This is a genomic window from Pleomorphomonas oryzae DSM 16300, from assembly GCF_000422965.1.
Classification (GTDB): domain Bacteria; phylum Pseudomonadota; class Alphaproteobacteria; order Rhizobiales; family Pleomorphomonadaceae; genus Pleomorphomonas; species Pleomorphomonas oryzae.
In genome coordinates, this window is sequence record NZ_AUHB01000001.1 from 274,524 (window position 1) to 294,654 (window position 20,131).

Here is a 20,131-nt window from a genome sequence, read left to right on the forward strand (position 1 = left end):
TTGACATACTGCGCTGATATGTCGAAAGGCGCCTTTGCTCTATATGCGATATGGTTCTGAGATGGCGAGGACACTGTACCCGTTCAATCTCTGGTGCTTTGCTTTTGCCAGCGAGAGTTCCTTTCCCTTGACGCCCTACCAATCCAACGACACTTCTGAAGCGTGACGTAAGGATTGGGAGGGAAGCCGTTTATGGGACTCTTCGGCAGCAGCGCGAAATTCGACTGGAAGGACCTGAAGGCGCCGGAGCTTGATGACTTCGAGACGATGGCGGCGGAGGCCTATGCCGCCCTGCCGGCAGATTTCCGGGCAATGACCGGCGAGATCGAGATCCGCGTTGCCGACTTTCCCGACGAGGAAGTCGTCAAGGAGATGGAGCTCGAAAGCGATTTCGACATCCTCGGCCTGTTCTATGGCACCGGCCTCGCCCACGACACCGCGATACCGGAAACCGGCCGGCTGCCCAACCGCGTCTGGCTCTATCGGCGTCCCATCCTCGATTATTGGGCCGAGCATGAGGAAACGCTGGGCGACATCGTCAGCCATGTGCTGGTCCACGAAATCGGCCATCATTTCGGCCTCAGCGACGACGACATGTATGGCGTCGAGGACAACGAGCCATGACCGACACCAGCACTCTCCGCATTCTGGAGCCCGCGTCCGGCGTCTTCGCCTATTATGACGGGCGCGTGCCCGGCGTCCGCCTGCACTCGGCCGCCGCAAACTGGCTCGATGACGGCGCTTATAGCTTGGGCATCGCCTCCTATGCCGTCGCCAATGGCCGCGAGGCGATCGTCTTCGACAGCCACATCTCGATCGATCACGCCCGCGCGGTTCGCAACCATCTCGAAGGGCTCGGCGTCACCCGCTTCACACTGGTCCTCAGCCATTGGCACGACGATCACGTGGCCGGAAACGCCGTCTTCGCCGACGGGCCGATTGTCGCCCACCGCCTGACGCGCAACGCGCTCACTGCCAATCGCGATAAGCTCGAAAATGGCGACCCGCCGATCCGGCCCTTGGTGCTGCCGACCGAAATCTTCGATGACGGGCTGACGTTCAGCGTTGGCGACCGCACCGTTGAAGCCATGCACTTTGCCATCCATAGTGCCGATGGCGTGGTGCTGCGGCTGGCCGACGTCGGCCTTCTGCTCGCCGGAGACGTCGTCGAGGATACCATCACCTACATTTCCGAGGCTGAGCAGACACCGAAGCATGTTGCCGAGCTCGGGCGGCTCGCCGCCCTGCCCTTCCGCAGAATTCTACCGGCGCATGGGGCACCTGAGCGGATCGCTGCCGGCGGTTACGATAGCCGCATCATCACAGCCAACCGCGACTATCTCCGGCGGCTGCTGGCCGGCGAGGGACGCGATGGCACGCCGCTGTCCACCTTCGTTGCCGACGATGTGGCGGCCGGCCGGATCGGCTATTTCGAGCCTTACGAGGCGATACATCAGGCCAATCTCAAGGCGTTGGCAGCGGCGGGTCTTTAGGATCCGCCGCCGCAGCCATTGGCTGCTCAGCTCTTGAGCGTCTCGGCATTCTGCTTCACCCAGTCGGCCACCTGACGCGCCGGATGGCCGGTCAGTGTCCGCACGTCATCAGTGACAGTGGCCGTCCAGCCCTCACGAACCGGATAGAAGATCGAGGCGAGGAAGCGGGCGTAGACCTCCGGCACACCGGCGCCGACCAGATTGCCGACAAAGGTATCGTCGTCGATCGCGTGATAGGCGACCGGCTTGCCGATGGCTTCGGAAATCAGGGCGGCCGCCTCGGCATAGCCGAGCGCTTCCGGGCCGGTGAGATTGAACGCTTTGCCGTCGAAGCGGTCGGTGGTCAATGCGGCGGCGGCGCTGTCGGCGATGTCGCGCGCATCGATAAAGCTCGACTTGCCGTTGGCGGCCGGCACCGCAATGACGCCGGCGGCGTTGATGCCGGGCTTCCAGTAGTTGATGAAATTGTCGGTAAACCAGTTGGGACGCAGGACCACCCACCGCACGCCCGACTTCTCAAGGGCGAGTTCCGCCTGGCGGTAGGGAATGGAGTCGTCGGCATCGACACCGAACACCGACTGCAGCACCACTTTCACGCCGCGCGTGGCGGCCGCCTCGATGATCGGCAGCAACAGCGCCTTGGCCTCGGTATAGCCGCCCGGCAGCATGACGAAAGCACGATCGACGCCCTCAAAAGCGTGTGGGAAGGTCATGGGATCGGCGATATCAAAGACAACGCCTTCTGCTCCATCCAACGGCTTGCCGCTACGCGAGGCCGCCTTGACCGCCTCACCGCGGGCCATCAGCGCCTTCACAAGCGGCCGCCCTACGTGACCGGTGGCACCGAGAACCAGAATCTTGCCAGCCATATCGAAACTCCTTAGTATCTAGTGGAAACCATGTTTCGATCGGGAACATAGTCAATCCTGGAAACTCAAGAAAGAAGGCAGTTTCCAGTGACCAGGTTTCCTTCGGGAAACCTTCCGAAAGGATGCCGATGAATCCCTCTTACGACGTCTTCGACGACCGCTGCCCCACGCGCATGGTGCTCGACCGGTTGGCTGACAAGTGGGCCCTCTTGGTGCTCGACCGGTTGCACGATGGCCCCGTCCGTTTCAACCATCTTCGGCGAGACATTCGCGGTCTATCGCAGAAAGTTCTGTCACAAACTCTGAAGCGGCTGGAGCGCGACGGACTTATAGAACGCACCGTCCGGCCAACCGTTCCGGTCAGCGTCGATTATGCGCTGACTCCGCTCGGCCGTACGCTGACCGAAACGGTTGCCGCCTTCACCCATTGGGCGGAGCGCAACATGGATGCCGTCCTGGCCGCCCAGACCACCTACGACGCGGCGAGAGCTGACTGAAACGCAGGCATCGGCAATCTCACGCTTTTTCGCCGGCATCGCCCATGCTATCGCCGGACCGCGATTGATTTCCGTCCTGGAGACTCAGCATGCGCGCCATTTTCTACGAACTGTTCGGTAAGCGGCCTGAGATCCGCACCCTGCCCGATCCGACGCCGGAGCCACACGGTCTGGTACTGAAGGTGGAGGCATCCGGCATCTGCCGTTCGGACTGGCATGGCTGGATGGGTCACGACCCGGATATCGCGCTACCGCATGTCCCCGGCCATGAGTTTGCCGGCCGCGTCGTTGCCGTCGGCCGCGACGTCACCCGCTTTCGGGAAGGCGACCGGGTGACCATGCCCTTCGTAGCGGGGTGTGGGCGCTGTCCGGAGTGTGGCTCAGGCAACCAGCAGGTCTGCCGCAACCAGACGCAGCCCGGCTTCACCCATTGGGGTTCATTTGCCGAATATGTCGGCGTGCATCATGCCGATGAGAACGTCGTGGCGCTGCCCGATGACATCGACTTCGCGACAGCCGCCAGCCTCGGCTGTCGTTTCGCCACGTCGTTCCGCGCTGTGGTCGACCAGGGGCGAGTGCGCGGTGGCGAATGGGTGGCCGTGCATGGCTGTGGCGGCGTCGGCCTTTCGGCCATCATGATCGCTGCGGCGATGGGCGCCAATGTGATCGCCATCGATATCGCCGACGATAAGCTCGCCTTCGCCAAGACAATTGGTGCCACGGCGGTGGTCAACGGCAAGACGACGCCGGACGTCGCCGGCGCCATCCGCGACCTGACGGGCGGTGGCGCCCATCTCTCCATCGACGCTCTTGGCCATCGAGTGACCGCGCGCAACTCCATTCTCGGCCTCAAGCGACGCGGTCGCCATGTGCAGGTCGGTCTGATGCTCGGCGACGATACCGAGGCGCCGATCCCCATGGCGCGCATCATCGGCTGGGAACTCGAGGTCTACGGCAGCCACGGCATGCAGGCTTGGCGCTACGACGACATGCTCACGATGATCGCCGCCGGCAAGCTCCAGCCGCAAAAGCTGATCAACCGCCACGTCGGGCTCGACGAGGCGATCGACCTGCTCATCGGCATGGACCGGTCTCAGGAGACCGGCATCAACGTCATCACCCGTTTTGACCGATAGCTACTTGGCCGTGAAGAAGGCCGGATGGAAGGCTATCGGGCACCACTCCGGCGGCTTCCGAAAGGCGAATGCCTGGACATAGAGATCAGGCACGCCTTCGCAGGCAAGGCCCGGCCGGGCGGCAAAGCCGAAGCGGCCGTAATAAGCCGGATCGCCAACCAGTACGACGCCGGCCGCTCCCATGTTTGTGAGTTGCGTCAGACCGGCCCTGACCAGCGCAGAACCGACGCCGGTGCGTTGTAGCCCCGAGTTCACGGACAGCGGCCCCAGGCCAAACCAGTGGCCAGGCATTTCCGTTTCGATGGGCGAGAAGCCGGCATGGCCGACGATCTCATCGGTCGCGGGATCAACGGCGACCAGCGACAGAACCAGCGCACCGGCGACCCGAAGATCACGGACGATCGCCGCCTCGGTGCCGCTGGCGTGGGCGGCCGTCAGGAAGGCGGCAGCGGTGAGTTCCCCAATGGCGGCATGATCGGCCACCTCTTCGTTGCGAATGACAAAGCTCATTTTGGATTTCCGATTGCAGGACAAAACGGCGCGGCCGCCATTCCGGCAACCATGCGTCGATGATGCGTCGGAACGAGCCGAACCCGAACCTTGCGGTCCGGGCGCGGCTCAACCCGCAGTGTCCAATCGGAAGAACAAACTGAGCATTGGCCTGTCGGCTCAGAACGGGATGTCGTCGTCGAGGTCCGACGAGAAGTTGGAGGCGGGAGCGCCGCCGCCAGCCGGAGCGCGTCCGCCGCCCGACCGAGCCGGAGCGCGATCCATCGGGCCGGAGGAGCCATAGTCCGAACCGGCATCGCCACCAAAGTCGCCCTCACCGCGGCTACCGCCCTCACCACGGCTGTCGAGAATGGTCAGCTCGCCGCGGAAGCGCTGCAGCACCACCTCGGTGGAGTAGCGCTCCTGGCCGGACTGATCGGTCCACTTGCGGGTCTGAAGCTGGCCCTCGATGTAAACCTTGGAGCCCTTCTTCAGATACTGCTCGGCGACCTTGGCAAGGTTCTCATTGAAGATCACCACGGAGTGCCACTCGGTGCGCTCCTTGCGCTCGCCGCTCTGGCGATCACGCCAGTTCTCGGAGGTGGCGATGCGCAGGTTGACCACGGCATCGCCCGACCCCATCCGCCGTACCTCGGGATCACGCCCGAGATTGCCGATCAGGATGACCTTGTTGACGCTGCCTGCCATGGCTATCTTCCTCTAAATTCGCTCATCTCGGCCGGACTTGACACGCCTGACCGGCCGGCGCTTTCGCCCGGCAATATGGCGGCACGTTATCGCCAGCACCGCGCTTACGATACCCCGACCCGCCAGCGCCGGCTCCTTTTCCACAGTGAGAAAGGGCTGGCGCCAACAATGTGTTCCTGATACGTTCTAGACGTTTCACCCGCCTGCTGCAACCAAATTCCGAGATTCTGGGTTTCTCCCTCGATTTTGGGCGGCATGGCAGCCCCGCTTGCCGACGGCCTTGCAGATCGCCGGACGATCCTGACAGGATGCGTCAGCAGACCCAGACTAGCTTGGCGCGCCCTCGAGCTGCCGGCTCACGCGTTTTGGGCACCAGATTTCCGTCTCCCGGCCTCCGAGAGAGACGCGACAAGGACGACGACAGACATGCCGAACAAGCCGACCAGCATTTTCGATCAGGCCCGGCGCCCCCTCTCGGTGCGCGGCGCGCGCGAGCACAATCTCAAGAACATCGACGTCGACCTGCCGCGCGACAGCCTTATCGTCATGACCGGCCTGTCCGGCTCTGGCAAATCGTCGCTCGCCTTCGACACCATCTATGCCGAGGGTCAGCGCCGTTACGTCGAGAGCCTTTCGGCCTACGCCCGCCAGTTCCTCGACATGATGCAGAAGCCGGACGTGGATCAGATCGACGGTCTGTCGCCCGCCATCTCCATCGAGCAGAAAACCACCTCGCGCAATCCCCGTTCGACGGTCGGCACCGTCACCGAAATCTATGACTACATGCGCCTGTTGTTCGCGCGCGTCGGCATTCCCTATTCGCCGGCCACCGGCCTGCCGATCGAAAGCCAGACCATCAGCCAGATGGTCGACCGTACCTTGGATCTGCCCGAAGGCACCCGCCTCTATCTGCTGGCGCCGATGATCCGCGGACGCAAGGGCGAATATCGCAAAGAATTCGCCGACCTTCAGAAGAAGGGCTTCCAGCGCGTCAAGGTGGACGGCAGTTTCTATCCGATCGAGGAAGTGCCGGCCCTCGACAAGAAGATCAAGCACGACATCGACATCGTCGTCGACCGTATCGTGGTCAAGCCGGATCTCGCCGCGCGCCTTGCCGACAGCTTCCAGACGGCACTGGCGTTGGCCGACGGCATCGCCGTGCTGGAGCTCGCCGAAATCGCCGAGGGCGAGAGCGAGCCACGCCGCATCACCTTCTCGGAAAAGTTCGCCTGCCCGGTCAGCGGCTTCACCATCTCCGAGATCGAGCCGCGCCTGTTCTCCTTCAACAACCCGTTCGGCGCCTGCCCCAAGTGCGACGGCCTCGGCACTGAATTGAAGTTCGAGGCGGAACTGGTTGTGCCCGACGACAGCCTGTCGCTGCGCGGCGGCTGCATCCTGCCGTGGGCCAAGACCGGTGCCTCCTCGCCCTATTATGCGCAGACGCTCGAAGCTATCTGCCGTCATTTCAAGGCGTCGATGACCACGCCGTGGAAAGATCTGCCGCAGAAGGTGCGCGACGTCATCCTCACCGGCTCGGACGGCGAGGAGATCGCCTTCACCTATGACGACGGCCTCAGAACCTACACCACCAAGAAGCCGTTCGAAGGCGTGGTCGGCAACATCGAGCGTCGCTGGAAGGAAACCGACTCGGACATGGTGCGCGAGGAGCTGGGCCGCTTCCAGTCGGACCATCCCTGTGAGACCTGCAATGGCTATCGCCTGAAGCCGGAAGCGCTCGCCGTGAAGATCACCGGCCTGCACATTGGCCAGGTGACCCAGATGTCGATCCGCGAGGCGGGCGCCTGGTACGCGGACTTGCCGGAAAAGCTGACGGCCAAGCAGAATGAAATCGCCGTTCGCATTCTCAAGGAAATCCGCGAGCGTCTGCGCTTCCTCAACAACGTCGGCCTCGAATATCTGACGCTGTCGCGTTCGTCGGGCACGCTGTCGGGCGGCGAGAGCCAGCGCATCCGTCTGGCCAGCCAGATCGGCTCCGGCCTCACCGGCGTGCTCTATGTGCTCGACGAGCCGTCGATCGGCTTGCACCAGCGCGACAACGACAAGCTGATCGAGACGCTGAAACATCTGCGCGACCTCGGCAACACGGTGATCGTCGTCGAGCATGATGAAGATGCCATCCTGGCCGCCGACTATGTGCTCGATATCGGTCCGGGTGCTGGCGTGCATGGCGGCAAGATCGTCTCGGAGGGAACGCCGTCCGAGATCATGGCCGATCCGGCCAGCCTCACCGGCCAGTATCTTTCCGGTGCGCTCGCTATTCCGCTTCCCGACAAGCGCCGCAAACCGCAGAAGAATAAATACATCCGCGTGGTCGGCGCGCGGGCCAACAACCTCAAGGATGTCACTGCCGACATCCCCATCGGTCTGTTCACCTGCGTCACCGGCGTATCGGGTGGCGGCAAATCGACGCTATTGATCGACACCCTATTCAAGGCGGCGGCGCGGCGCCTCAACGGCGCCCGCGAGCAGGCGGCGGCGCATGACCGCATCGAGGGCTTGGAGCTGCTCGACAAGGTGATCGACATCGACCAGTCGCCGATCGGGCGGACTCCGCGCTCCAACCCGGCCACCTACACCGGTGCCTTCACGCCGATCCGCGATTGGTTCGCCGGTCTGCCGGAAGCCAAGGCGCGCGGCTATGGTCCCGGTCGCTTCTCCTTCAACGTCAAGGGCGGCCGCTGCGAGGCCTGTCAGGGCGACGGCGTTCTCAAGATCGAGATGCACTTCCTGCCGGACGTCTATGTCACCTGCGACGTCTGCAAGGGCCACCGCTACAATCGCGAAACGCTGGAAGTTCATTTCAAGGGCAAGTCGATTGCCGACGTGCTCGACATGACGGTCGAGGAAGCCTGCGACTTCTTCCAGGCAGTGCCGGCTATCCGCGACAAGATGACGGCGCTGCGCGACGTCGGCCTCGGCTATGTCAAGGTCGGCCAGCAGGCGACGACGCTCTCCGGCGGCGAGGCGCAGCGCGTCAAGCTCGCCAAGGAGCTGTCGCGTCGGGCGACCGGCCGCACGCTCTACATCCTCGACGAGCCGACCACCGGCCTTCATTTCCACGACGTGGCCAAGCTTCTCGAAATGCTGCACGAGCTGGTCGAGCAGGGCAACACGGTGGTGATCATCGAGCACAATCTCGAGGTCATCAAAACCGCCGACTGGCTGGTCGACCTCGGCCCTGAAGGGGGCGACGGCGGTGGCCGCATCGTTGCTGCCGGCACGCCGGAAGAGGTGATGAAGGTGGATGCGAGCTACACCGGTCGCTATCTTCGCGAGTTGCTCGACCGGCGTCCGCAACGACGCAACGCGGCGGAGTGATCGCAACTGATGAACCTTGCCCGCTGGCGGGTCATGGATATGCCAGCGGGATTGAAGGGATGAATGCTCGTCGTCACAGGACCGGCGATGTTCTGCACGAGATTCCGGAATCTCCATCAAGATACTGATTTTAATGGGTATTCCTATACTTCATGCATTGATTCAGCTAAATCATTCTCACGATCTGATTCAGGATGATCCTTACAATCAGAATCAGGATGAGGCACTTCTGGCATCGTGAGTGAGCAGCCGCTTGCCAGCGACCGGCGCGCGGTCTACCTCAGAGATCCGACCCTAAACGCGATGAGGCCCATGGTCCTTTCTCTCCTTCCCGACCTCGGCAAGCGCACGCTGGTAATGGGTATTCTCAACGTCACGCCCGACAGCTTCTCCGACGGCGGCCGCTATACCTCGGTGGAAGCCGCGCTCACTCATGCTCGCCGCATGATCGACGAGGGCGCGGATATTCTCGACGTGGGCGGCGAGTCGACCCGGCCGAGTGCCGTCGAGGTGTCGCAGGACGACGAGATGGCGCGCGTGGTGCCGGTGATCCGGCGCCTCACCGCCGGCGGCTGCCCGCCGATCTCCATCGATACCTACAAGGCGGCAACCGCCGAGGCGGCCCTCAACGCCGGGGCCGCCATCGTCAACGACGTCTGGGGCCTCCAGCGCGAGCCGGACATTGCCTCCGTCGCCGCCGCCCATGGGGCGCCGGTGATCGTCATGCACAACCGGACCGATATCGATCCGTCAATCGACATCATCGAGGACATGAAGGTCTTCTTCGGACGCTCGCTCACCATCGCCCGCAAGGCGGGCATTCTCGACGACCAGATCATCCTCGATCCGGGGGTCGGCTTCGGCAAGACGCTGGAACAGAACCTTCAGGCGGTGGCACGCGTCGGCGAGCTCAAGGCGCTTGGCCATTCGGTGTTGATGGGCACGTCGCGCAAGCGGATGATTGGTGCGCTGATCGGTTCCGAGCGCCCCGTCGCCGAGCGGCTGATCGGCACCGTCGCGTCGAACGTCGCTGCCATCTTGGCCGGCGCGGATATCGTCCGCGTTCATGATGTCGCGGCCCACCGAGATGCTGCCGCCGTTGCCGATGCCATCAGGAGGGAGATGCGATGAGCGACCATATCCGCGTTCACCGGCTCGCCGTCTTCGCCCGCCACGGCGTGCTGCCGGAAGAGGCGGTGACCGGCCAGCGTTTCTTCATCTCGTTTGATGCGGAAGTCGACACGCGCGCCGCGGGCGCCAGCGACGACCTGACGAAATCCGTATCCTACGCGGACATGGCTGACGTTGCCGTCGGGATCGCGACCACGCGCCGCTTCAACCTCCTGGAGGCACTGGCCGAGGCGATCGCTACCGAAATCCTTGGACGCTTCCCCCTCGTCGAGGCAATCACCGTCCGCGTCGACAAGCCGTCGGCGCCGGTGCCGCATGTGCTCGACAATGTGTCGGTTGAGATCACCCGGGGCCGCGCCGATGGCTAAGGCGGCGCTCAGCCTCGGTGGCAATATCGGCGATGTGCGGGCTACCATTGCTGGCGCGCTTGATCTGCTGGAGGCGGCCGGCGTGCATGTCATCGCTCGGTCGTCGGACTATCGCACCCGCCCTTGGGGCAAGACGGACCAGCCCGATTTCACCAATGTCTCGGCCGTCGTGGAAACCACGCTCCCGCCGCACGAACTGCTCGCTACCTGCCTTGAGGTGGAGCGGCGACTCGGCCGCGTCCGCCATGAAAGATGGGGGCCGCGCCTCATCGACATCGACCTCATAGCCTATGACGGCGTGCGCATGGATACGACTGACCTGACTCTGCCGCATCGCCATGCCCATGAACGCGGCTTCGTCCTAATACCTCTTGCCGAGATCGCGCCGGACCTCTTGATTGGCGACAGGACGGTCGCCGAGCTGGCGGCCCGATTCGCGAACGATCCGATCGAAAAGCTCGGACGCGCCGGAGATCTGCCATGACCGCTCTGCAGGTGACTGTCGCCAACACCGATGAGGCGCAGGCCGCCATCGCTGCCGGCGTGACGATGATCTTTGCCGCCGGCAGTGTCGAGGGAGTGCCTGCGGCTCTTTCGGTCGGCGAACTGCGCTCGATCCTGGCGGCTGCGGGCGAACGAGCCGAGGTGGCAGCTGCCGCTGGCGGCCTCTCGCCCGACGGCCTCGCCGACTTCGCCGCAACCGGCGTTTCTGCCCTGGTCTTGCCTGTGCCGGAGGGTGACGCTGGGGCGGCGCTGCTGTCGCGGGTCGGTCGCTCCCTGGGAACCAGCGTCAAGCTGATCGCTGCTTTTTCGCCCGAGGCAGGACCGGACTTCGATCTCATGCCTGTGGCGGCCATTGCCGGCTTTTCCGGCGTCTGGCTTTTGGCGCCGGAAACCGCTGACGGTCTGACCAAGGCGGTCAAGCTCGCTGATATCGCCCGCTTCATCGCTGCCGCTCGTCGGTCGAAGCTGACGGTTGGCCTCTCCGGCGGCTTGCGTATCGTTGATGTCGGCACGCTGCTGCCGCTCCGCCCCGACCACCTCGGATTCCGCGCAGCCGTGTCGGAGGATGAAGATCCGGCGAAGCCGCTCGACCCAGCGCGCATCCGCGCCGTCGCCGCGGCCTTCGCCATCCATTCAGTCCATCCCACGTCCGACGAGGCGTGAAAGGCTCAGGCGATCCAGCCGCTTTCAAGGGCTGACGCCCATTCCGGCCGACCAGCTTCACGGGCAAGGCGCACGACATTGGTGGTGTCATAGGGCACGGCGTGATGCACCACGGCCCAGCCGGCATAGCGCTTTTCGGCAACGGCATAGCGGGCTTCGGGCGCGCCAACCTGCATGATGTGCACCGGAGCATCGTCAGTGTACCCCTGCAGGCCGACGCTACCCGGATTGACGACGACCGCTCCTGACTTCAACCGAACGATGCGCGGCATGTGCGTATGGCCGCAAAGAAGCAGGCTCGACGGCCCGATGGTCGCCGCCGGCGCAGGGGCCCGGGCCTCGACGGCGTCGCGATCAGCGAGCCGCATACGGCCGCCTTCAACGGTCTCCAGCCAGTATTCGATATCCGAAGCGGGCGTGCCGTGCCAGGCAATGACCGGCCCAACCGACAGCGAGGGCGGCAAACCCTTCAGCCAGGCGATATGCGCTCCGGATAGCTGGTCATAGGCGTGCCCGTCCGACGGCCCCATTTCGTCGCGGGGCGTGGTGACCAGAGCCCGATCATGATTGCCCGCAATGCAGGAGATCGAGGAAGCCATCAGCATGTCGGCGGTCCGTCGCGCCTCGAGCGGTCCCGACAAATGATCGCCGAGACAGACCGTGGCGTCCACCGATCGTCCCGAGAGATCGTCGAGTACCGCCGCGAGAGCGTCGGCGTTGCCGTGGATATCGGAGAGAATAGCGATGCGCATGGGACCGTCCTGAGAACTCTTCGCAATGCTTAGCGGATTCGGATACTCGCTCCAACTGCGCGCCTGGATGCATAAACAAGCCTGCAAAAGAAAAGCCCCGCAGCAAACCGCGGGGCTCCCGATCATTCAATAAGGAAGCGATCCTCAGGCCAGACGAGCCAGGGCTTCGCGCACTTTGGCGAGCCGCTCGGCATAGCCGTCACGCTTGGCCTTCTCTTCCTCGACCACCTCTTCAGGGGCCTTGGCGACGAAGGCGGCGTTGCCGAGCTTCTTGTCGATACGCTCGATCTCGCCGACAAGCTTGCCTTCCTCCTTGCCGAGACGGGCGCGCTCGCCGTCGAGGTCGACCACGCCGGACAGCGGCAGGGCGATGACGCCGTCAGCCGTGACGATCTGGGCCGACTGACCCGGCGCCACATCGGCCGTCGACGCCTCAGACACGCGGGCAAGACGCAGGATGGCCGGTGTGTGGGTGGCAAGCCAGCCCTTCACCTTGGCGGACGCACCAACCAGAACCAGCGGCAACAGCGTTGCCGGCGCCACGTTCATCTCGGCGCGCACCGAACGGATCTCGGTGATGACGTCGATCAGCCAGTTGATTTCATCGGCGGCGTCGGTCGTCTCGCGGCTGCCTTCCGGCCAGGACGTCAGCACCAGCAGGTTTTCGCGGGCCGGACCGGTTTCGCCGGTCTTGGCCCACAGCTCCTCGGTGATGAACGGCATGAAGGGATGCAGCACCTTCAGGATCTCGTCGATCACCCAGGCGCAGGTGGCGCGCGTCTCGTCCTTGGCCGAACCGTCCTCGCCGGTCAGCACCGGCTTGGTGAACTCCAGATACCAGTCACAGAAGGAGTTCCAGACGAAGCGATAGATGGCGCCGGCGGCATCGTTGAAGCGGTAGGCGTCAAGCGCTTCCGACACCTCGGCCTGCGTCTTGCGCAGTTCGGTGACGACCCAGCGGTTGAGCGTCTCCGTCGCCTTGTCGGGATCGAAGCCGGCAACGCGGACGCAGCCATTCATCTCCGAGAAGCGGACGGCGTTCCAGAGCTTGGTCGCAAAGTTGCGATAGCCACCGACACGGCTGGTGGCCAGCTTGATGTCGCGGCCCTGGGCAGCCATGGCAGCCAGCGTGAAGCGCAGAGCGTCAGCGCCGAACTCGTCGATCAGGTTGAGCGGATCGATGACATTACCCTTGGACTTCGACATCTTGGCGCCCTTCTCGTCACGGACGAGGGCGTGGATGTAGACGTCCTTGAAGGGCTCGGTGCCCATGAAGTGCTTGCCCATCATCATCATCCGGGCAACCCAGAAGAAGATGATGTCAAAGCCGGTGATCAGCACGTTGGTGGGATAGTAGCGGGCAAGTTCCGGCGTCTGGTCAGGCCAGCCGAGCGTCGAGAAGGGCCACAGCGCCGACGAGAACCAGGTATCGAGGACGTCCTCGTCGCGCTTCAGTTCGACCGCCTTGCCATAATGAGCCTTGGCTTCCTCGGCAGCGGCGGCTTCGCTTTCGGCGACGAACACCTTGCCATCCGGACCATACCAAGCGGGGATCTGATGGCCCCACCAGAGCTGGCGCGAGATGCACCAGGGCTGAATGTTCTCCATCCAGTCGTAGTAGGTCTTCTCCCAGTTCTTCGGCACGAAGCTGGTGCGGCCTTCCTTGACGGACGCGAGCGCTGGTTCGGCCAGAACCTTGGCGTTGACGTACCACTGGTCGGTCAGGAACGGCTCGATCGGCACGCCGCCACGGTCGCCATGCGGCACCTGATGGGTGTGCGACTCGATCTTGTCGAGCAGACCGGCCGCCTCGAAGGCGGCGACCACCAGCTTGCGCGCCTCGAAGCGATCCTTGCCGTGCAGGCTGTCGACCGTGTGCTCAAGCTCGGCCGACGGCGCGACCCCCTCGAAGAAATCAGCGTTGTCCTTGAGCGTCACAGCCGCCTCGACGTCGAGGATGCTGATCGGCTTGCAGCCGTGTCGCTTGCCGACTTCGAAGTCGTTGAAGTCATGCGCGGGGGTGATCTTCACCGCGCCGGTGCCCTTGGTGGGGTCGGAGTATTCATCGGCTACGATGGGGATCAAGCGACCGACTAACGGCAGCTTCACCTTCTTGCCGACAATCGACTTGTAGCGCTCGTCGGTCGGATGCACGGCAACGGCGGTGTCGCCCAGCATGGTCTCGGGACGAGTGGTGGCGACCACAATGTAATCGCGCGTTTCGAACTCGGTCGGCTTGCCGGCCTCGTCGAAGGCGATCGGATACTGATAGGTGACGCCGTCGGCCAGCGGATAGCGGAAATGCCAGAGATTGCCCTTCACCTCGGTCTGCACGACCTCGAGGTCGGAAATGGCGGTGAGAAGCTTCGGATCCCAATTGACGAGGCGCTTGTCCTTGTAGATCAGGCCCTCGCGATAGAGCTGAACGAACACCTTCAGCACGGCCTTGGAAAGGCCGGCGTCCATGGTGAAGCGCTCGCGCGACCAGTCACAGGAGGCGCCGAGGCGCTTCAGTTGGCCAACGATCGTACCGCCCGACTCGGCCTTCCATTCCCAGACGCGCTTGACGAACTCTTCGCGACCGATCTGCCGGCGATGGATCTGCCTTTCCGCCAGCTGGCGCTCCACCACCATCTGCGTGGCGATACCGGCATGATCGAGGCCAGGCTGCCAGAGAACATCGAGACCGCGCATGCGCTGCAGACGCACCAGGATGTCCTGCAGCGTATTGTTGAGCGCATGGCCCATGTGCAGGGAGCCGGTGACGTTGGGCGGCGGAATGACGATGGTGAAGGTGTCCTTGCCCGGCTTCTTGCCGGCGCCGGCGGCGAACGCCTTCGCGTCTTCCCAGGCTTTGGCGATGCGCGGCTCAACGTCCGCCGCTTCGAATGTCTTTTCCAGCATGATCCGGCGTCTTTTTCCTGTCGTCTTTGGGTGAGCGACGGTTAGCCGCTGTAACCCCGAAAATCAACAAGAAGCGCCCTTCCCGATCGTCAAAACCGCTCTATTCCGTCAAGCTGCTCGGCCGCCCGCCGCATTGCAGCCTCGGTCTGGCGGCCATCGAGAAAGCCGATGTCGCGCAGCATGTAGTCGTTGAGCTCTCCGACCTTCCCTTCGCGTCGCCGGGAGCGGAGGGCGAAGCTGCCGACAAACGCGGCAAAAGCCGGGAGGACCACGGCGCGCCAGCGGCCGCGCCGGATCATGGTTTGATCCACGCAAGTCATTGTCATATCCCTTGATCCGTTGATGCGGTGAGAGCAATCTCTGCCCAAAAGGCGAACGTTTCCAATCGAACCTTCGTCTCCACCCATAAAGAGAGCTTATGCATGAAGCTGAGCCGACAGATACCGCTCAACGCGCTCCGGGTGTTCGAGGCAGTGTCGCGCCTGATGAGCTTCACCCGTGCGGGCGAGGAGCTCGGCATGACGCAAACGGCGGTGAGCTATCAGGTAAAGCTCCTGGAAGGTGTGTTGGGCGAGTTGCTATTTCGCCGGCTGCCACGCCGTATCGAGTTGACCGAGGCCGGGGAGCGTTTGAAACCCAAAGTGAGCGAAGCCTTCGCGCTTCTTGACGAAGCGATGTCGGCGGCCCGAACGGCGGCCGATGAACTGCTCGTCATCAACACCACGCCGACGTTCGCCGCCCACTGGCTCGCCCGGCGTATCGGCAATTTCCAACTCGGCGACCCGCATATTGCCGTGCGGCTTATCACCGACACGACCGTGATGGATTTCAACCGCGATCCGGGTGACGTGGCCATTCGCGCCGGCAGAGGCGGCAAGGGCGAATGGCCAGGCCTCGTCACTCACCACATCATGGACCTCGACTTTGCGCCGATGCTCAGCCCATCCCTGCTTGAATGGGTCAAGCCACTCGACAGCCCGCGCGACCTTCTCAAATGCAAGCTTATCGATCCCGGCGATCCCTGGTGGCGGCGCTGGTTCGATGCCGCCGGCATACCCGACGCCGACCTTGAGGGACGGCCGCGAAATCTGTTCGGATCGCAGGCGTTGGAAGCGAGCTCGGCCATCGCCGGTCACGGCGTCGCCATCCTGACGCCGGCCTTCTATCGCGAGGAACTGGCCAATGGTCGGTTGATCATGCCGTTCGACCTCGTCGCCAGCGACGGGTCCGCCTACTGGATGGTCTATCCGGAAAACCGGCGCAGCCAGCCGAAGATCCGCGCCTTTCGCGACTGGCTACTGAAGGACATTGAGGCGCATCCGCTATAACGGTCGACTTCGTTAACAGAATAGCCTGCTCCGTTAACCTTATTTTCCCAAGAATTCCGCGCCTGGTTTCGCAAAATGCCACGTCTAAAGCTGCAGAGGGAGTTTTTCCCGGAGGCAGCAGATGTCGTCCCTTTCCGCCTTGACCAGCAATACCGGCAGCCTTGCCGCCCTTTTCGGATCGTCGAGCAGCAAGGGGACGTCGGCTGCCACCGCCTTCGCGCCGCCCTCTTCCGAAGGGCAAAGCAGCAGTTCGACATCCAGCACGGTGTCGTCGGGCAGCGCTTTCTCATCGCTTGGCAGCGGCATGCAGTCGGCGCTGCTGTCTCTGCAGGAGCAAATGGGCGGAACGGATACGGCCTCGATGCAACCGCCGCCACCACCGCCGTCGGATACGTCGTCCTCCACCTCGACAAGCGATACGACGGGATCCGATGCTTCTGGTGAAGCGACCAATGCGGCCATGGCCCCACCGCCGCCTCCGCCGCCATCGGATAGCTCGTCGTCTGGCACCTCGACGGCTGGCACGTCGGGAGATACGACCTCGGGTAAAACGACCGGCACCGGCATGGCTCCGCCTCCCCCGCCGCCACCGCAAATGACGTCGGCAGCAAATGACTCCAGCAGCGATGCCTCGGCTGCAAGCTCGACCGATTCGACCACTTCAACAACGTCGACCGCGTCGACCACATCAACCAGTTCAACCGACGACAGCAGCTCGGTGTCTGACGAAACATCATCTTCCGACAGCGCGTCGGCCGCCTCTGGTACCAGCGAAAGCAAGGAAGTGGTCAACACCACTTACCTCGACAACCCAGATGGAAGCACAACGATTACCGTGACCTATTCCGATGGCTCGACGAGTGTGACGACGACCGGTGGCCAAGGGCAGTCGGCCTCTGGATCGGACACATCCTCCGCCAACCAGCCCTACACTTCAGGCGCGGGCAATAGCGGAGCGACCAGTGCCAGCTTGTCCCAGACGGTCAGCAACCTCTATGCGAGCGTCGCCAACAGCGCCTCCGTCATGAGTTCGGCCGGCGTCGCGGCCTGAGGAAGCTCACCCAGCCGTCGCCCGCGGCCCGAGGAGAATGACTGCCGCGCCAATGAGGCAAATCGCCGCTCCGGCGATGTCCCAGCGGTCCGGCGTCTGCCGCTCCACGGTCCATAGCCAGACAAGCGAGGCGGTGATGTAAACGCCGCCATAGGCGGCAAAAGCACGACCGGCAGCGGCACTATCGACCCGTGTCAGCACAAGCGCAAACGCCACCAACGACACCGCACCCGGCAGCACCCACAAAGCGGACTGGCCAAGGCGCAACCACGCCCAGAAGGCGAAGCAGCCGGTGATTTCAAAAAAGGCAGCGACGATTTGGAATAGGATCGATCTCACGCCGCTCAGCGTCCACGCGAAACGCGTTCGATCTCGGCCCGCACCAGCCGCTCCACGATCACCGGAAGATTTTCATCCAGCCAAGCATGCAGCATCGGTCGCAGCATTTCCTTGACGAGATCGTCAAGCGTCCGTCCGTTGGCGGCGAGCACGGTATGGCTCAACTGGCCGAAGGCGGACTGGACAGTGGCGCTGGCAGCAGCGGAGACCAGCGGCTCGTCCATCTCCGGCTCAGGCGCCGGACGGGCCCGCGCTTCCGCTTTCGGAGGTTCGGCGCGGCGCGGTGGTGGTTCCGGCGCGGCGAAGGCGACCTCGGCTTCGTCGTCCTTCAGCCCTTCCACCAGTTCCAGCGGCTCTGCCTCATCGACGGTGGCGACATCCGCGAGGTCGAGCACTTCCGGCTCATCCCCATCGTCGGCGTCGTCGACGTCCATCTCCGGTTCGTCCTCGTCGTCGCCGGATTGGGCGAACAGCTTGTCGAGATCTTCCTCGGAAATGTGCTCGTCCTCGAGCGCCGGCTCGGCCATGGTTTCGACCTCCGGTTTGGGAGCAGCCGCCTTGGCCGGAGCAGCCTTGGGCGCAGCTGCTTCCTTGCCGTCGGGTTCGTCGGCAATGATCCGCCTGATGGAAGCCAGGATCTCTTCCATTGAAGGTTCGGCGGACGCAGCTGCCTTGGCCATTGGTCTCTACTCCGAGTGGGTTGCCCCACCAACTGCTACACTATCGATCAAGGCCAGTTTCCACGCGGCACCTACGACGTCTCACCGGTTCAGACCACCGTTTGGCGGCAAGACCCAACGCCTGCATACGCGTCGACCACCGGCAACCACCAGCGAAAAGCCTGATTCGACCTCCGAAGTATAGATTAGTTAACGCTGTAGAAAATGGTTTGCGCCGGAAATCCGATGGTTATCCCCGGCGCCCCATTGAAAGATCAGCGACCGTCCGGCGTGCGGAGGCCGATCCACTTATCCCGAACCTGCTCGTAATGATGCTCAGGCTGGTAGGCAGCGACCTTGAGACCAAGTCTTTCGCGGTCGAGGCGCCCCATGGCAGCGGCGACGCTATAGCTGGCCACGACGAACTGGGCCTGGGCGCCAACCTCGGACAGACGAGCATCGATGAGAGTGCTCTGGGAATTCAGAACATCGAGCGTCGTCCGCTGTCCCACCTTCTGCTCCTCGACAACACCCTCCAGAGCCAGTTGGCTTGCCTTCACTGATGCCTGGGCGGCGACGATCTGAGCTTTCGCCGATTCGAGCGTGCTCCAGGCCTGAGTGAGCGAGGCATCGACCGACATGCGCGCGACGTCGATCTGCAGCTTGGCCTGGCCGAGTTCTTCCTTGGCCTGGCGGACGGTGGCGTACTCGCCACCACCCTGATAGATCGGGATGGATAGGACGGCCGCGACGGAGCCCTCAAGCGTCCGCGCCCGATCGGGAGTTGTGGCGCTGTTCGTCGTATTACCAGCGAAACTGCTGCTAACCGTGCCTTGCAACACGAAGCTCGGCAGCAGCGCGCCTTCTTCGATCTCCACGTTATAGGAAGCGGTATCGGCATTGTAGATCGCCGCACGGATCATGGGATGTTCGGTGCGCGACGCGTCGATGGCAGCCGACAGTTTGGCCGGCAAAAGCTTGGTAATCGGGCCGGGCGAGCGCAACCCCTTCGGCTCATGCCCCACCACCTTGACGTAGTTGGCCCGCGCGGTCATCAGGTCAGCCTGCGCCGAGCTGACGGCCGACGTCGCCGCGGCCAGCGCCGCCTGGGCTTGGGAGACATCCGTCCGCGTACCCTCGCCGACCGAGAAGCGGTCGTTGGCAGCGCGCACCTGTTCCTGCAGGAAGGCAACGTTGGACTGGCGAAGCTCCAGGACCTGCCCCGACAGGATAACGTTCATGTAGGCGGAAGCGGTATCAAGCAGGGTCGACTGCTCGGTATTGCGCAACTGCTCACGCGATGCCTTTACGGATGATTCCGCCTTTTTGACGCCATTGTCGATCCGCCCCCCCATGTAGAGCGGCTGGACAATCTGGATCTGTCCCTGGACGGCGCCGGTATCGGTATAGGTGCTGGCCCAATTCGTGGCACCGCTGGAGCGAAAACGGGTGTCGGTAGCGGTAATACCGGCCGAAACCTGGCCATTGATGGTCGGCCGATAGCCGGCCAGCGCCTGCGGCACGTTCTCGTCGACAGCTCGCGTCCCTGCGCGTGCCGCATTGAGCGAGGGATTGTTGGCATAAGCCGCCGACATCGCCTCCTGCATGGTTTCCGCCGAAGCGACGCCAGATACGGCAACAAGAAGGCCGAAGGCGGCCGAAAGGTATAGAGAGGGACGGAACGCCACGACACACCTCATGTTCATCGCTACCAGCGCCATATAGCCAACGAATGGAGCTTGGTCTTATCACGCCTTCGCGAGAAAGCCGTGAGATCGCCACATTTCCTAAGAAAACGTTAATCGTACGGCGACGGACTATAGCCGATGAGCAGACGAACGAAAGCGCGGCCGGCGGTACGGCGGCGAATTCAGTCAAATCGATGCACAGAAATCACAATG

General features: G+C 63.4%; 21 protein-coding genes. 11 read left to right on the forward strand and 10 right to left on the reverse strand.

Annotation, left to right across the window (positions count from 1 at the left end):
• Positions 1-192: 192 nt before the first annotated feature.
• A complete protein-coding gene (locus tag G522_RS0101320) occupies positions 193-624 on the forward strand; it encodes a metallopeptidase family protein (protein WP_026789505.1) in 432 nt (143 codons plus the stop codon).
• Entirely contained in the window at positions 621-1,493 is an 873-nt protein-coding gene (locus tag G522_RS0101325; RefSeq protein WP_026789506.1) for an MBL fold metallo-hydrolase, read from the forward strand. Before G522_RS0101320 ends, G522_RS0101325 begins: the two co-directional genes overlap by 4 nt.
• Positions 1,494-1,519: 26 nt before the next feature.
• Here G522_RS0101325 and G522_RS0101330 read toward each other — a convergent pair whose 3' ends face one another.
• Positions 1,520-2,362 carry an SDR family oxidoreductase gene (locus G522_RS0101330; protein WP_026789507.1) on the reverse strand — a complete coding sequence of 281 codons (843 nt, stop codon included), beginning with the start codon at positions 2,360-2,362 and terminating at the stop codon, positions 1,520-1,522.
• A 128-nt stretch (positions 2,363-2,490) separates the two neighbouring features.
• Here G522_RS0101330 and G522_RS0101335 point away from each other — a divergent pair, with 128 nt between their 5' ends.
• On the forward strand, positions 2,491-2,859 hold the full coding sequence (locus tag G522_RS0101335) for a winged helix-turn-helix transcriptional regulator (protein WP_026789508.1): 369 nt from the start codon (positions 2,491-2,493) through the stop codon (positions 2,857-2,859).
• Between the two features lie 89 nt (positions 2,860-2,948).
• A complete protein-coding gene (locus tag G522_RS0101340) occupies positions 2,949-3,995 on the forward strand; it encodes a zinc-dependent alcohol dehydrogenase family protein (protein WP_026789509.1) in 1,047 nt (348 codons plus the stop codon).
• Here the strand turns inward: G522_RS0101340 and G522_RS0101345 are convergent, their stop codons facing one another.
• Together G522_RS0101345 and G522_RS0101350 are read right to left on the reverse strand one after the other, a co-directional pair.
• Positions 3,996-4,505: a GNAT family N-acetyltransferase gene (locus tag G522_RS0101345; RefSeq protein ID WP_026789510.1), complete on the reverse strand. Its 510-nt coding sequence runs from the start codon at positions 4,503-4,505 to the stop codon at positions 3,996-3,998. It abuts the gene before it with no gap.
• A gap of 159 nt (positions 4,506-4,664) precedes the next feature.
• Positions 4,665-5,192 (reverse strand): single-stranded DNA-binding protein, encoded by a 528-nt coding sequence (locus G522_RS0101350; protein WP_026789511.1) that lies wholly within the window; start codon positions 5,190-5,192, stop codon positions 4,665-4,667.
• 426 nt (positions 5,193-5,618) lie between these two features.
• On the opposite strand from G522_RS0101350, the gene uvrA reads away from it, so the two are divergent.
• The 5 genes from uvrA (at position 5,619) to G522_RS0101375 (ending at position 11,197) form a co-directional block, all read left to right on the forward strand.
• Complete coding sequence (gene uvrA / locus G522_RS0101355) at positions 5,619-8,531, forward strand: excinuclease ABC subunit UvrA (protein WP_051228021.1); 2,913 nt, start codon at positions 5,619-5,621, stop codon at positions 8,529-8,531.
• 312 nt (positions 8,532-8,843) lie between these two features.
• Positions 8,844-9,662: a dihydropteroate synthase gene (gene folP, locus G522_RS0101360; protein WP_245586566.1), complete on the forward strand. Its 819-nt coding sequence runs from the start codon at positions 8,844-8,846 to the stop codon at positions 9,660-9,662.
• Entirely contained in the window at positions 9,659-10,030 is a 372-nt protein-coding gene (gene folB / locus G522_RS0101365) for a dihydroneopterin aldolase (protein ID WP_026789514.1), read from the forward strand. The genes folP and folB overlap by 4 nt, the downstream gene beginning before the upstream one ends.
• Complete coding sequence (gene folK / locus G522_RS0101370) at positions 10,023-10,514, forward strand: 2-amino-4-hydroxy-6-hydroxymethyldihydropteridine diphosphokinase (protein WP_026789515.1); 492 nt, start codon at positions 10,023-10,025, stop codon at positions 10,512-10,514. Before folB ends, folK begins: the two co-directional genes overlap by 8 nt.
• Entirely contained in the window at positions 10,511-11,197 is a 687-nt protein-coding gene (locus G522_RS0101375) for a (5-formylfuran-3-yl)methyl phosphate synthase (protein ID WP_026789516.1), read from the forward strand. The genes folK and G522_RS0101375 overlap by 4 nt, the downstream gene beginning before the upstream one ends.
• 5 nt (positions 11,198-11,202) lie before the next feature.
• Here the strand turns inward: G522_RS0101375 and G522_RS0101380 are convergent, their stop codons facing one another.
• The 3 genes from G522_RS0101380 to G522_RS0101390 all read right to left on the reverse strand — a co-directional run bounded on the left by G522_RS0101380 (position 11,203) and on the right by G522_RS0101390 (position 15,152).
• Entirely contained in the window at positions 11,203-11,949 is a 747-nt protein-coding gene (locus G522_RS0101380) for a metallophosphoesterase family protein (protein ID WP_026789517.1), read from the reverse strand.
• 144 nt (positions 11,950-12,093) lie between these two features.
• Positions 12,094-14,853 (reverse strand): valine--tRNA ligase, encoded by a 2,760-nt coding sequence (locus G522_RS0101385; protein ID WP_026789518.1) that lies wholly within the window; start codon positions 14,851-14,853, stop codon positions 12,094-12,096.
• 89 nt (positions 14,854-14,942) lie between these two features.
• Positions 14,943-15,152, reverse strand: a complete 210-nt coding sequence (locus G522_RS0101390; RefSeq protein ID WP_156886784.1) for a hypothetical protein — start codon at positions 15,150-15,152, stop codon at positions 14,943-14,945.
• Between the two features lie 123 nt (positions 15,153-15,275).
• On the opposite strand from G522_RS0101390, the gene G522_RS0101395 reads away from it, so the two are divergent.
• Positions 15,276-16,181, forward strand: coding sequence for a LysR substrate-binding domain-containing protein (locus G522_RS0101395; protein ID WP_026789520.1), 906 nt, complete (start codon positions 15,276-15,278; stop codon positions 16,179-16,181).
• Between the two features lie 84 nt (positions 16,182-16,265).
• Here G522_RS0101395 and G522_RS0101400 read toward each other — a convergent pair whose 3' ends face one another.
• Positions 16,266-16,973, reverse strand: coding sequence for a hypothetical protein (locus G522_RS0101400; RefSeq protein WP_169453449.1), 708 nt, complete (start codon positions 16,971-16,973; stop codon positions 16,266-16,268).
• On the opposite strand from G522_RS0101400, the gene G522_RS0101405 reads away from it, so the two are divergent.
• Positions 16,966-17,232, forward strand: a complete 267-nt coding sequence (locus G522_RS0101405; RefSeq protein ID WP_026789522.1) for a hypothetical protein — start codon at positions 16,966-16,968, stop codon at positions 17,230-17,232. The genes G522_RS0101400 and G522_RS0101405 overlap by 8 nt on opposite strands.
• A gap of 6 nt (positions 17,233-17,238) precedes the next feature.
• On the opposite strand, the gene G522_RS0101410 is transcribed toward G522_RS0101405, so the two are convergent.
• From G522_RS0101410 to G522_RS0101420, 3 genes are all read right to left on the reverse strand, one after another.
• Positions 17,239-17,571: a YnfA family protein gene (locus G522_RS0101410; RefSeq protein ID WP_026789523.1), complete on the reverse strand. Its 333-nt coding sequence runs from the start codon at positions 17,569-17,571 to the stop codon at positions 17,239-17,241.
• Positions 17,572-17,576: 5 nt separating this feature from the next.
• Positions 17,577-18,251 (reverse strand): PopZ family protein, encoded by a 675-nt coding sequence (locus G522_RS0101415; protein WP_026789524.1) that lies wholly within the window; start codon positions 18,249-18,251, stop codon positions 17,577-17,579.
• A gap of 254 nt (positions 18,252-18,505) precedes the next feature.
• Positions 18,506-19,918: a TolC family outer membrane protein gene (locus G522_RS0101420; RefSeq protein WP_026789525.1), complete on the reverse strand. Its 1,413-nt coding sequence runs from the start codon at positions 19,916-19,918 to the stop codon at positions 18,506-18,508.
• Between the last annotated feature and the right edge of the window lie 213 nt (positions 19,919-20,131).